The organism is Marinomonas polaris DSM 16579 (assembly GCF_900129155.1).
Taxonomy (GTDB): domain Bacteria; phylum Pseudomonadota; class Gammaproteobacteria; order Pseudomonadales; family Marinomonadaceae; genus Marinomonas; species Marinomonas polaris.
In genome coordinates, this window is the sequence record NZ_FQVF01000003.1 from 174,734 (window position 1) to 187,203 (window position 12,470).

The window sequence follows — 12,470 nt, forward strand, 5'->3', positions numbered from 1 at the left end:
ACACCATGACAATTCAATATGATGAAGTACGTAATTTTTTGTACGCCGAAGCTCGCTGTCTTGATGACAAAAAATGGGATGACTGGCTGACCTATTATCACCCTGATGTGGATTATTGGATGCCAAGTTGGGATGACGATGGTGAGCTTGTTACCGACCCGCACAGAGAAGTTTCTCTAATGTACTACGCCCACAAAGGTGGTCTAGAAGATCGTGTTTTTCGGATCAAAACCGAACGTTCCAGTGCATCAAGCCTACCTGAAGCCAGAACCAGTCACATGATCAGCAATATTGAGATCATGCAAAACTCAGAAGAAAGTACAGCGGTTCGCTACAACTGGAGCACAAACAGCTACAGATACAAAACAGTAGACACTTACTTTGGTACCACTTTTGTCACCTTAGTCAAAAGTGCCGAAGGTCAAATACAAATCAAGCGTAAGAAAATCATCTTGGTAAATGATTATATCCACCACGTGATTGATGTTTACCACGTTTAATTATGTTGTGTACTTCAAGTTAATTTCAGCCAACTACATTTTTTCTTTTTAGATAAAAAAATAATAAAAAGCCGCCCCAGAAAGGGGCTCAAGGTGATTTCTATGTATAAAATCGCACTGAATTTTGAAGACGGTGTCACCCGTTTTGTGCAAACACTTCCGGGAGAAACGGTTGCTGACGCAGCTTATCGCTCTGGCTTAAACATTCCGATGGATTGCCGCGATGGTGCTTGTGGTACCTGCAAATGCAAATCTGAGTCAGGTCAATTTGAAATGGAAGGCTATATAGAAGACGCCTTATCAGATGAAGAAGCAGAAGCAGGAATGGTATTAACTTGCTGCATGCGATTAGAATCCGATTGCGCTATTTCGGTTCCGGCCTCTTCCGAAGTTTGTGTCCGCAGCCAACAAGAAGATGTCAAAGGCACGATTTCCGATATTAACCGCCTATCGGATTCAACCCTCAGCTTTAGCATTGCGGGCGATCAAGTGAAGTCGATGAACTTCTTACCCGGCCAATATGTCAATGTCCATGTGCCAGGAACAGACCAAAAACGCGCCTATTCTTTTAGCTCTCTAGTTCAAGAAAGCAATGACTCTGCATCCTTTCTAATACGTGTGGTGCCAAACGGCCTCATGAGCACGTTTATGACAGAAACAGCAAAGGTAGGTGACAATATCACCTTGAGTGGTCCATTTGGCAGCTTCTATTTACGTGATATCAAACGCCCAATTTTAATGTTAGCTGGAGGCACCGGATTAGCCCCTTTTCTTGCCATGCTAGAAAGAATTAAAGCCATAGGAACAAACCAACCAGTTCATCTCATCTATGGCGTTACCCATGATGCAGATTTAGTAGAGATAGAAAAGCTAGAAGCCCTGACTGCAACAATAGAACAGGTCACTTTTAGCGCATGTGTCGCTTCAGAAGAAAGTAACTGGCCACAAAAAGGCTATGTGACTCAACATATTACGCCGTCTCATTTGAATGATGGCGATCTGGATATCTATCTATGTGGACCGCCGCCTATGGTAGAAGCAGTGAGTCAATTCATGAAAGAAAAAAACATCACACCTGTTAATTTTTACTATGAAAAATTCGCCGCTAGCAGCCATTAAGGAAGAACAAAATGAGAGCACTACGTTTCGAAAATAAGGTGGCAGTTATTACTGGATCGGCTCAAAGTATTGGTCGCCAAGTGGCGCTGCAAATGGCAAAGGAACATGCCACGTTAGTATTGCTTGATCGATCAGAGCTAGTTTATGACGTAGCTGAAGAGGCTAAAGCCGCAGGCGCAAAAGATGTGTTAGTCATCATCGCTGATTTAGAGAAATTTACAGACAGTCACAACGCCATGGCCTCAGCTGTAGAGAAATTCGGCCGCATTGATATTTTGATCAACAATGTGGGTGGCACTATTTGGGCAAAACCGTTTGAGCACTATGAAGAAGCGCAAATTGAAGCTGAAATACGACGTTCACTCTTCCCTACTTTATGGTGTTGTCATGCAGTACTAGACACTATGCAAAAACAAAAATTTGGCAACATAGTCAATGTGTCTTCAATCGCTACTCGCAGTATAAACCGAGTTCCCTACGCTGCAGCTAAGGGAGGCGTTAATGCCATGACGGCCTCTTTAGCATTTGAAAATGCTAAATATGGTATTCGCGTTAACGCAGTGGCCCCAGGCGGTACAGACGTTGGTGAGCGAAAAATACCACGCAACCAAGAGGTTATGACAGAACAGGAAAAAGCTTGGTATCAAGAAATTGTCGACCAAACTATCGATTCATCTTTAATGCATCGTTATAGCTCAACCGAAGAGCAAGCCAATGTTATTTTATTCTTCGCGAGTGACGAATCGTCCTACCTCACAGGCACGCTTCTTCCCGTTGGCGGTGGTGATTTAGGTTAGTTCATCACAACCAGTCATATTTCTGCTGGCTGGTTGTAACTCATTGCAAAAGTTATCCCTAACACAAAATTTGTAAGGTAATAAAAATGACAACTCGTAAAGCTATTGTACCTAAAGGCATGGAATTCGTTCGTGATGAAATCGGCTACGCTCCAGGCGTCTTAGTCGGTAGTACTCTTTATATTGCGGGTCAAATCGGACGCAATTCAGAGCGACAACTCGTTGAAGACAAACGCCAACAATTCATTCAATGCTTTGAAAATATGAAAGCAGTATTAAACACAGCAAAAATGAGTTTTAACGATGTTGTCGAAGTCACCAGCTACCACACTGACATGAGGGATCTTCCGCTCTATATGGAAGTTCGTAATCTTTATTTTGGTGATTGTCTACCTGCTTGGACAGCTATTGGGGCAGCATCTCTGTGCGGTATTCCTGGGTATTTCCTAGAAGTTAAGGCCATAGCTGTAAAAGGGTAACCGAAACAATAGGCTTTAGAAGTCCTGTGAAGGAGACGATAGGATGCTAAAAGATTTACACCTTTCAACTATCACTGCTGGATTGGTTGCTGTGCTTGTATCTTACTCAGGTCCACTGGCGATTTTTTTCCAAGCAGCTAACAGCGCTAATATTTCACCAGAGATGATGACATCATGGGTTTTCGCCATATCGATTGGCGCTGCGATCAGTGGTATTGCCCTTAGCATCTATTTTCGAGTACCGATTATTACTGCTTGGTCTGCACCGGGTACCGCTTTACTTGTGACGCTGTTTCCAAACCTTAGTTTAAATGAAGCTATTGGAGCGTATATAACGGCTGCCATTATTATCTTTTTCATTGGCATAAGTGGATGGTTTGACAAAGTCATCCATTGGATTCCGAAGAGCGTCGCAGCTGCTATGATGGCGGGGATTCTATTCAACTTTGGCATTTCTGCCTTTCAGTCGTTCAACAGTATTCCAATTTTGACGGTTTCGATGCTCATTGGTTTTGTTGTTTTTAAAGCCATCAGTAAAACCTATTATTTAATGTTATTAGTTGCCCTAGGTAGCTTTTTATCTATTACGGTTTTACATGCTGATTTCAGCCATTTTACATGGCAATTGGCATCACCTATTTGGATATCACCACAGTGGAGCTGGTCATCAACTTTAAGCCTAGCGCTTCCCCTCGTTATTGTTAGTCTTACAGGTCAGTTCTTACCGGGTTTTACTATTTTAAAAACATTTAATTATCAAGTGCCTACTCGCCCAGTTATCAGTGTACTTGGGCTAGTCTCCATTCCTATCGCTTTTTTTGGAGGTATAACCACTGTTATAGCTGCGATTACTGCGCCTATTTGCACCAGTCCAGATGCCCATCCAGATCCAAATAAACGCTACATAGCAGGTATTTTTAATGGTGTATTTTATTTAATTGGTGGTATTTTCGCAGGTAGCATTGTTCTATTTTTCACCACTTTCCCTGCACAAATGATTGCTATTATCGCAGGGTTGGCTCTTCTCGGAGCCATATTTAATAGCCTTACTCTTGCTTTAGAAGATAAGTCTAATATTGATGCAGCTGCTATTACGTTTATGACAACTGCCTCTGGTATTCAGCTATTCGGTATAGGATCAGCCTTTTGGGGCGTGGTACTAGGTACGGGAGCCTATGGGCTACTAATAGGTCTAAGGAAGTTCAAAAAAAATCAATAAAAACAATGAGGTAAACTATGACAACCACTACAGAATTCTTACCTGCTCCGTTATGGAATGAAGCACTTTTTACCGGTGAGTGGAGCCGCCCCGCAAAAGCATTAAGCTCAGTCGTTGAACCCGCCACAGGAAAATCTCTCGGCCATATAGCCATGGCTGATGAAGTTTTAATCCAACAAGCCTGCCAAGAAGCTCGACAAGCGCAAAGAAAATGGGCAGACCTACATTATGATGAACGCGCGAGCATCTTGCGAAAAGCCATTAGTATCGCAGAGCAACATTCAGATGAAATCGTAGACTGGTTAATAAAAGAAAGCGGCTCAATAGGACCTAAAGCTCAAGCGGAACTGGGTTTTACCATCAAGTCTCTAATTGAAAGTGCTGGTCTACCATCTCAAAGCCACGGGCAAGTTCTCCCATCTAGCGCTGGCCGACTTAGTATTGCAAGAAGAAAGCCCCTAGGCGTAGTTGGTGTTATCTCTCCCTTTAATTTCCCACTGTATTTGGCTATGCGTGCTGTCGCTCCAGCCATTGCCTTGGGTAATAGTGTCGTATTAAAGCCTGATCCTCGCACCGCTATTTCAGGTGGATTTGTGATTGCACGTATTTTTGAATTAGCAGGTTTACCTAAAGGAGTTCTATCTGTTCTTCCTGGTGATGGCGCTGCAGGTGCCGCATTAGTAGCTGATCCTAATGTAGCAATGATTCAATTTACCGGTTCAACTCCCGCCGGTCGTAAAGTTGGCGAAGCAGCTGGCAAACACCTTAAAAAAGTCTCATTGGAACTAGGTGGTAAAAACTCTCTCATTATTCTTGATGATGCTGACTTAGATATTGCATTAGCCAATGCCACATGGGGGGTTTATTTACACCAAGGACAAATTTGCATGTCTACCGGTCGAGTCTTGGTACAGCGCAAAATTTACGACAAGTTCAAAGCTATGATGATTGAAAAAGCGAAAAACCTACCTGCAGGAAATCCTGCCACGGAGCAAGTTGCATTGGGTCCATTAATCAATGAACAGCAACGGGACCATGCCGCGAATCTTGTTAAAGCAGCCGTCAAAGCAGGAGCAACATTGGAAGTTGGAGGAAACTACAATGGTTTATTTTTTGAGGCCACGGTCCTTAGCGATGTAAAACAAGATAACCCTGCTTTTATTGAAGAAGTATTTGGGCCTGTGGCAATTTTAGTCCCTTTCGATACAGACGCAGAAGCAATAGAACTGGCTAATGATACTGAATTTGGCTTGTCTGCAGCCATTATTTCGCGAGATGTTGGCAGAGCATTAGCACTAGGTGAGCGTTTACAAACAGGGCTATTACACATAAATGATCAAACAGTAAACGATGAAATTATTAACCCATTTGGTGGTGTTGGCGCATCTGGTAATGGAACCAGTATTGGTGGTCCTGCGAACTGGGAAGAATTTACGCAATGGCAATGGCTAACGTTAAAAGGCGAAGCGCCACAATATCCCCTTTAATGAGTAACAATTAGAGTCATCAACAACCATTAGAATTATCAATAATAAAAAAGGAAGCTTAATATGACTGATACACAATTCACTCAAATAACCGCCGCCGTCACTCGCTCAAAAGGTGCGCCTTTTACTATAGAAAAAGCGCAAATCAGAGCACCTAAGGCAGATGAAGTACTTGTTAAAATCGTTGCTACGGGCATGTGTCATACGGACATGATTGTACGTGATCAGTATTACCCAGTACCTTTACCTGCAATTCTTGGTCATGAAGGATCAGGTGTTGTAGAAGCAGTCGGACCTTTAGTAAAAAACATCGCTGTTGGAGACCACGTTGTTTTAACCTACGGCTATTGTTCACAATGTAATTCCTGTCATACAGGTCATGAATCTTATTGCCAAGAGTTCTACCCAAGAAACTTCGGTGGTGGCGACATGGAAGGAAAATCGGCGATTCAAGATGCTAAAGGCGAACCATTACATGATCACTTCTTCGCCCAATCCTCTTTTTCTACCTACGCATTAAGCCTTGAAAGCAATACCATCAAGGTCTCAAAAAAAGCACCTCTTGAGTTACTTGGGCCACTAGGTTGCGGTATTCAAACGGGCGCAGGAGCGGTAATTAATTCGCTAAAAGTCAGCCCCGGTAGCAGTTTCGTCACTTTTGGAGCTGGTGCTGTTGGTTTGTCGGCAGTACTCGCCGCTCAAGTTGCTGGCGCAACGACCATCATCGCAGTAGATGTCGTTCCTTCTAGATTAGAGCTTGCGAAAGAACTTGGAGCGACTCATGTCATCAACAGTAAAGAAGAAAATGCTGTCGAACGAGTAAAAGAAATCACAGGAAATGGTGCCAAATTTGCGCTTGAGTCTACCGGCATACCTGCTGTACTACGTCAAGGCATCGACGCCCTTGGGTCTCTGGGTACAATAGGCGTTGTTGGTGCACCTGCATTAGGAACAGACGCCAGCTTTGACGTGAATGACCTACTGCTTAATGGTAAATCCATTCGTGGTGTTGTAGAAGGTGACTCCACAACAAAAATATTCATCCCGCAATTAGTGGAACTCTATCTACAAGGCCGATTTGCCTTCGATAAGCTAGTCAAATTTTATGCTTTTGAAGACATCAATCAGGCTGCAGAAGACAGCGAAAAAGGGATTACATTAAAACCCATTATTCGCATTTCTGACCACGTTTAATGGCAAATATCTAAAGGCCATAAAAAGTATCCTTGTGATTGGCAAGGATACTTTTATTATCTATCAATTCAAACAAGGACAACTAAGTTTTAGAGATAGCCTCTACAGCAATAAAATCAAACGTAATTAAATTTGCCATGAAAACGTTAGTGTTCCATAACGCGTAAATTTATCCATTTCCCTGTCATTCTTATCACCATCAATACTAAATGGTGAATTAATAGCAAAAGCCAAAGCCATATCACCCCAAGAGTAAGTCAAGCCAGTGGTAAACGAATTACTGTTGTGGTTATAGTCTATAGATCGACTATTGCGGAAGGTATTACCATCGGTAAATATTTGATTAAATGTATAACCTACTTCAACTCCTGCAAAAACAAACCAACCTTCGTTAACAGCAATTGGGTTAGATGTTCTAGATTCCGCTAATAATACTGTGGCATAAGAATCATCAAGGTTCTGTCCATAACGCAACATAATCCCAGTATTTACTCCACTTCGTAAGGTACCAATACTCGCATTTGCGCCAGACAAAACATCAGTTCTACCATTATCCGCTACCCATGCTCGCCAAGTTCGTCCTCTGGATAACTCAAACACAACCTCGTTTTTTAATTGTGTATCCCAGCCCCTTGGGGTTTTAGCACTAATGACTCGATGCACTGCTTTTTGTGTTTGCTCACCCATTGCAATAGGACCAACAACACCTAAAGTCGTGCTGACTCTATCTGCATAATTTGGAGTCACGGAAATATAAGTATTCGTAAAACTTAATAGAGCGGAATAAGGAAAAGTTCCTTCAGCTGGGACCTTTTCTTCAATATCATATGGCGTAGTTAACGTTTGGCCTGCACTATAGATATTAACTGACGTTTTAACGTTTTCATTAGGCATACTCCACAATAATGGCTTAACCCAAAAAACAGGTTGCTGAATGGATTGAGCATTGTCACTAATCTCGAAGAATGAGACATATATACCATTGGTATAACCGTTGTCTTCATTGACAAAAAAGTCGTTATCTAGTGTTGCAGACATCCAGTTAACATCAGCATAAGCTGGCAGCATAAAAATCCAACAAAAGCCTATAAAACATTTCCGTAATCTTATAAGCCCTTTTTGATTATTAGAAACTGCACCGCACTGCCCGCCCATTACTCACCTGCTTTATTAGTATAAAAAGGGTAAATTATAAAGAGATCTTGGTGCAAAAACTGCAATAGATTACATCTATAACAATTTAATCATAAAAGAACAATTGGTGAGGAAACCCTTATGAATACGATTCTTTTGTGCACTTTTACAAACCATCAAAAAATAGAGGTATGAAAGTACAAAAACCTCTGCCGGGCATTTCCAGACAGAGGTTTCTATATATAATGCCAAATAGGAAAAATGGCAGACGAACTTAGCTAAGTAATATCTCTTAAAAAATCAAAAAACCTAGTGAAATAATCACTCCAGAACCGATTAAGGCCATCAAGCAATAACCCATTACGTCTTTTGCACCAAGCCCAGCAATTGCTAACGCTGGCAATGCCCAGAATGGTTGAATCATGTTTGTCCATGCATCACCCCAAGCAATCGCCATAGCCGTTTTCGCGGCATCAACACCCAATGCAGCGCCCGCTGGCATCATGATTGGCGCTTGTACCGCCCACTGACCACCACCGGAAGGAACAAAAAAGTTAACAATACCTGCACTCAAGAAAGTGAACAGCGGAAAAGTCGTTTCATTGGAGATAGACACAAACGCCTGAGAAATCACACCAGCTAATGATGCACCAGAATCACCCGTTGCTGTCATCATCCCCATGATCCCAGCATAGAATGGAAATTGCAGCAAAATACCAGAACAGTTACGCGCTCCTTGAGAAACCGAGTTCAACAAACTCTTTGGTGTTCCATGTAATAAAACAGCCGAAAACAAGAAGGTAAAGTTAACGACGTTTAAGTTCAGTGCAAAACCATTATTCACAAAGTAATAAATAATATAAGCAAAGCCCATTACACCTAGAAGCAATGACAAAACACGGCTATTTTCAAGACGTTCTGCCGGACTCATATCCGCTTTATTTGGGGTATCGACGACCTGCTCTTTCAATAATTCAGCGTCAATAGTAACCGTGTCTTGTGGTGCGGGATGCATCAAACGATTCAATAATGGAATCGTGATAAACATAACTGCCAAAATGGTTAAATTCATCGTTGAGAAAATAGTCTCAGAAGTTGGAATAGGACCGGTCACCGAACCATTTGTTACCTTTTCTATATTCGCACCACCTGCAATAGACAATGGAATAGAGCCAGACAACCCACCATGCCAAAACAAAAAACCGCTGTAAGCAGAAGCAATCAATAAACGATAATCAACGCCCTTTACACGAGCTGCAATTTCTTTAGCAAAAATAGCACCGACTACTAAGCCAAAACCCCAGTTAACCCAACACGCCATCGCGCTGATGACCGTTACCAAGATAATCGCTTGTCCTGGAGTTTTCGCAACACCTGCCAACATGGCTAGCTTGCGTTTGAACGCTGGCGCACTCGCCATGGCATGTCCTGTTACTACGACCATTGCCATCTGCATAGAGAAGCTAAGCAAGTTCCAAAACCCACCTGCCCACGCGTTTACCACTTGCATTGGCCCCTGCCCGGTACTAGGCATAACCAATAAAAACACGGCGAAAGTTAAAACGATGGCAAAAATGAAAGGATCAGGAAGATAGCGCTGCAACAGAGTAACGAAGAATTGGCTTACTTTTTGTAAACCTGTTTGTTTTTGTTCGAGAGTATTCATCAGTTTTATCCTGTTTTTTATATTTTTTATTGGACGAAAAAAGCAAAAAACAGAAAGAGAGACTAACTAGAAGTCCCCTTTCTGCATCACTTATTACGTTTATTAATTAGATTTTTTGTGCCAATTTCCTTAGCGAGAAACCAACAAAGCAACGCCCATCCCGCCACCAATACACAAGGTCGCCAATCCTTTTTTAAGGTCCTGGCGTTGCATTTCATGGAGCAATGTAACCAGAATTCGGCAACCAGAAGCACCAATAGGATGACCCAAGGCCACCGCGCCACCGTTCACGTTCACCTTACTAGCATCCAAACCAAGCTCTTTGTTGACACACAAAGCTTGTACCGAAAAAGCTTCGTTGGCTTCGATTAGATCCAAGTCAGATACTTGCCAATTAGCTTTCTTTAACACTTTTTGAGTGGCGGCAATGGGGCCTGTTCCCATGATTTCAGGATCAACACCCGCGCCATTCGCGGCTTCAATAACAGCAAGAATCGGCAAACCTAAACGCTTAGCTTCTACATCAGATGTCACTATCACCATGGCAGCACCATCGTTCAAGGTAGACGCATTACCTGCGGTGACAGTGCCGTCTTTAGCAAACGCAGCACGCAGTTTGCCAAGAGATTCAGCGGTAGTATCAGGACGAATTTGTTCATCGGCATCGACAATAACAGGCTCGCCTTTACGCTGAGGAATGGAGATAGGTAGAATCTCTTCAACAAATCGACCCGCAGCCTGTGCTTGCGCAGCTTTTTGCTGGGAGTTTGCGGCAAAGGCATCTTGTTCTTGACGACTAATATTCCAACGGTTAGCGATATTTTCAGCCGTTTGTCCCATGTGATAATCGTTAAACGCATCCCACAAACCATCGGTCACCATGGAATCCAACAGTTCCCAGTTGCCCATTTTTTTACCAGAGCGACTGTTTGGTAACACATGTGCCGCTTGACTCATGCTTTCTTGACCACCTGCAACGACCATGCTGGCATCACCGTTCAACACAGCTTGCGCCGCTAATTGCACAGCTTTTAAGCCAGAACCGCAGACTTTATTAATCGTCATAGCGGATACATGTTTTGGTAAGCCTGCATGAATAGCTGTTTGACGAGCAGGGTTTTGACCGCAGCCTGCAGCCAGTACTTGGCCTAAAATTACTTCTTCAATGTGATCTTTCAAAATAGGTTGTTTGGCTAACATGCCAGACAAGAGTTGAGTGCCTAATTGCACAGCACTCAACGAAGATAAAGCGCCATTAAAAGCACCAATAGGTGTTCTTGCAGCAGCAACGATAACGGCTTTCATAAAAAGCTCCTGTAGTTATTATTCGTTATTGATCTGATGATTTATCACTTATAGAGAGACAAACGTCATTTCAGGAACATGATCCGGCACGATGAGTTTGCCTTGAGTTTTTTCGATAATTTCTTCCACTGAAACACCCGGTGCTCTTTCTTTCAACACAAAAGTGCCATTTTCAATTTCCAGCCAAGCTAAATCTGTTAAAACTTTTTTGATACAACCTTTGCCAGTAAGAGGCAAAGAACAATTAGACAGCAGCTTTGATTCGCCATCTTTGGAAGCATGAGTCATGGTGACAATAATATTTTCTGCGCCAGCGACCAAATCCATCGCGCCGCCCATGCCTTTGATCAGTTTGTTGGGAATCATCCACGAGGCAATATTGCCGTTCACATCCACTTCGAATGCACCCAACACGGTCAAATCTACATGACCACCACGAATCATGGCAAAGGATTCAGCAGAGGAAAAAATCGACGCGCCTTTCACTGTGGTCACAGTTTGTTTACCCGCGTTGATCATGTCCGCATCAATGGTTTCTTCGGTAGGAAACTCGCCCATACCAAGTAAACCATTTTCAGATTGCAGCATGACGGCCATATTTTTGGGGACATAATTGGCAACTAAGGTAGGAATACCGATACCAAGGTTGACGTAAAAACCGTCTTGTAATTCTTGGGCAACACGTTGCGCCATTTGCTCTCTAGTAAGTGACATAAGAAACCTCTTTTTTATTCTATTATTCTGCTGTCTTAACGGTTCTTTTTTCGATGCGTTTTTCAAATGTACCGAGTACGACTCGATCCACATAAATACCGGGCGTATGGATGTGAGCAGGGTCTAATTCGCCAATCTCGACGATTTCTTCTACTTCTACAACGGTAATTTTGCCAGCGGTTGCGGCCAAAGGATTGAAGTTCTGTGCGGTATGGCGATAGATAACATTACCGTAACGGTCTGCTTTCCATCCTTTAACTATGGCGAAGTCACCGATGATGGCTTCTTCCAAAAGATATTCACGACCATTAAATTCTTTGGTTTCTTTGCCCTCTGCGACAGGTGTACCGACGCCAGTGGCGGTGTAAAAAGCTGGAATACCCGCGCCACCAGCGCGCATTTTTTCCGCCAGGGTACCTTGTGGAGTGAGTTCTACTTCTAGCTCACCATTCAATAATTGCTTTTCGAACAAGGCATTTTCGCCAACATAAGACGACACCATTTTGCGGACTTGCTTGTCTTCCAGCAAAATGCCCAAGCCAAAACCATCCACACCGCAGTTATTCGACACAACGGTTAAACCTTTTGTGCCTTTGCGCTTGATTTCAGCGATCAGGTTTTCTGGGATACCACACAGGCCAAAACCGCCCGCAAGCACCGTCATATCATCTTCTAGCCCGATCATGGCTTCTTCATAAGAAGCGACGACTTTGTCAAAACCGGCCATATTAATTCTCCTGTCTTATTATTTTTAGATAACTTTTAACTTCCAACCAGTTTGACCCAAGGCGATAAATTAATTAAATTTGTTTTTTCTATTTATTAATAAGTTTTCCAAATATATATTTAACGACGA

At 42.7% G+C, this 12,470-nt stretch carries 12 protein-coding genes; 7 read left to right on the top strand and 5 right to left on the bottom strand.

The window, feature by feature from the left end; translation table 11 throughout:
• Nucleotides 1-5 precede the first annotated feature (5 nt).
• The 7 genes from benB (at nucleotide 6) to BUA59_RS02970 (ending at nucleotide 6,795) form a co-directional block, all read left to right on the top strand.
• On the top strand, nucleotides 6-500 hold the full coding sequence (gene benB, locus BUA59_RS02940) for a benzoate 1,2-dioxygenase small subunit (protein ID WP_072838230.1): 495 nt from the start codon (nucleotides 6-8) through the stop codon (nucleotides 498-500).
• Between the two features lie 102 nt (nucleotides 501-602).
• Entirely contained in the window at nucleotides 603-1,619 is a 1,017-nt protein-coding gene (gene benC, locus BUA59_RS02945) for a benzoate 1,2-dioxygenase electron transfer component BenC (protein ID WP_072838231.1), read from the top strand.
• A gap of 11 nt (nucleotides 1,620-1,630) precedes the next feature.
• Nucleotides 1,631-2,416 (top strand): 1,6-dihydroxycyclohexa-2,4-diene-1-carboxylate dehydrogenase, encoded by a 786-nt coding sequence (locus tag BUA59_RS02950; RefSeq protein WP_072838232.1) that lies wholly within the window; start codon nucleotides 1,631-1,633, stop codon nucleotides 2,414-2,416.
• 86 nt (nucleotides 2,417-2,502) lie between these two features.
• Nucleotides 2,503-2,895 carry a RidA family protein gene (locus BUA59_RS02955; protein WP_072838233.1) on the top strand — a complete coding sequence of 131 codons (393 nt, stop codon included), beginning with the start codon at nucleotides 2,503-2,505 and terminating at the stop codon, nucleotides 2,893-2,895.
• A gap of 43 nt (nucleotides 2,896-2,938) precedes the next feature.
• On the top strand, nucleotides 2,939-4,114 hold the full coding sequence (locus tag BUA59_RS02960) for a benzoate/H(+) symporter BenE family transporter (RefSeq protein WP_072838234.1): 1,176 nt from the start codon (nucleotides 2,939-2,941) through the stop codon (nucleotides 4,112-4,114).
• A gap of 17 nt (nucleotides 4,115-4,131) precedes the next feature.
• On the top strand, nucleotides 4,132-5,601 hold the full coding sequence (locus BUA59_RS02965; protein WP_072838235.1) for a benzaldehyde dehydrogenase: 1,470 nt from the start codon (nucleotides 4,132-4,134) through the stop codon (nucleotides 5,599-5,601).
• A gap of 63 nt (nucleotides 5,602-5,664) precedes the next feature.
• Nucleotides 5,665-6,795, top strand: a complete 1,131-nt coding sequence (locus BUA59_RS02970; RefSeq protein ID WP_072838236.1) for an NAD(P)-dependent alcohol dehydrogenase — start codon at nucleotides 5,665-5,667, stop codon at nucleotides 6,793-6,795.
• 126 nt (nucleotides 6,796-6,921) lie between these two features.
• On the opposite strand, the gene BUA59_RS02975 is transcribed toward BUA59_RS02970, so the two are convergent.
• The 5 genes from BUA59_RS02975 to BUA59_RS02995 form a co-directional block, all read right to left on the bottom strand.
• Nucleotides 6,922-7,863, bottom strand: a complete 942-nt coding sequence (locus tag BUA59_RS02975) for a lipid A deacylase LpxR family protein (protein WP_245813082.1) — start codon at nucleotides 7,861-7,863, stop codon at nucleotides 6,922-6,924.
• 358 nt (nucleotides 7,864-8,221) lie between these two features.
• On the bottom strand, nucleotides 8,222-9,595 hold the full coding sequence (locus BUA59_RS02980) for a short-chain fatty acid transporter (RefSeq protein ID WP_072838238.1): 1,374 nt from the start codon (nucleotides 9,593-9,595) through the stop codon (nucleotides 8,222-8,224).
• 129 nt (nucleotides 9,596-9,724) lie between these two features.
• Entirely contained in the window at nucleotides 9,725-10,900 is a 1,176-nt protein-coding gene (locus tag BUA59_RS02985) for an acetyl-CoA C-acetyltransferase (protein ID WP_072838239.1), read from the bottom strand.
• A 48-nt stretch (nucleotides 10,901-10,948) separates the two neighbouring features.
• Nucleotides 10,949-11,614 carry a CoA transferase subunit B gene (locus BUA59_RS02990; RefSeq protein ID WP_072838240.1) on the bottom strand — a complete coding sequence of 222 codons (666 nt, stop codon included), beginning with the start codon at nucleotides 11,612-11,614 and terminating at the stop codon, nucleotides 10,949-10,951.
• Between the two features lie 22 nt (nucleotides 11,615-11,636).
• Nucleotides 11,637-12,341, bottom strand: coding sequence for a CoA transferase subunit A (locus tag BUA59_RS02995; RefSeq protein WP_072838241.1), 705 nt, complete (start codon nucleotides 12,339-12,341; stop codon nucleotides 11,637-11,639).
• Nucleotides 12,342-12,470: the final 129 nt, after the last annotated feature.

Coding starts and splice junctions, on each gene's coding strand:
- benC (WP_072838231.1), top strand. CDS start 603: ATGTATAAAATCGCACTGAATTTTGAAGACGGTGTCACCCGTTTTGTG.
- BUA59_RS02970 (WP_072838236.1), top strand. CDS start 5,665: ATGACTGATACACAATTCACTCAAATAACCGCCGCCGTCACTCGCTCA.
- BUA59_RS02960 (WP_072838234.1), top strand. CDS start 2,939: ATGCTAAAAGATTTACACCTTTCAACTATCACTGCTGGATTGGTTGCT.
- BUA59_RS02965 (WP_072838235.1), top strand. CDS start 4,132: ATGACAACCACTACAGAATTCTTACCTGCTCCGTTATGGAATGAAGCA.
- BUA59_RS02985 (WP_072838239.1), bottom strand. CDS start 10,900: ATGAAAGCCGTTATCGTTGCTGCTGCAAGAACACCTATTGGTGCTTTT.
- BUA59_RS02995 (WP_072838241.1), bottom strand. CDS start 12,341: ATGGCCGGTTTTGACAAAGTCGTCGCTTCTTATGAAGAAGCCATGATC.
- BUA59_RS02955 (WP_072838233.1), top strand. CDS start 2,503: ATGACAACTCGTAAAGCTATTGTACCTAAAGGCATGGAATTCGTTCGT.
- BUA59_RS02975 (WP_245813082.1), bottom strand. CDS start 7,863: ATGCTGCCAGCTTATGCTGATGTTAACTGGATGTCTGCAACACTAGAT.
- BUA59_RS02950 (WP_072838232.1), top strand. CDS start 1,631: ATGAGAGCACTACGTTTCGAAAATAAGGTGGCAGTTATTACTGGATCG.
- BUA59_RS02980 (WP_072838238.1), bottom strand. CDS start 9,595: ATGAATACTCTCGAACAAAAACAAACAGGTTTACAAAAAGTAAGCCAA.
- benB (WP_072838230.1), top strand. CDS start 6: ATGACAATTCAATATGATGAAGTACGTAATTTTTTGTACGCCGAAGCT.
- BUA59_RS02990 (WP_072838240.1), bottom strand. CDS start 11,614: ATGTCACTTACTAGAGAGCAAATGGCGCAACGTGTTGCCCAAGAATTA.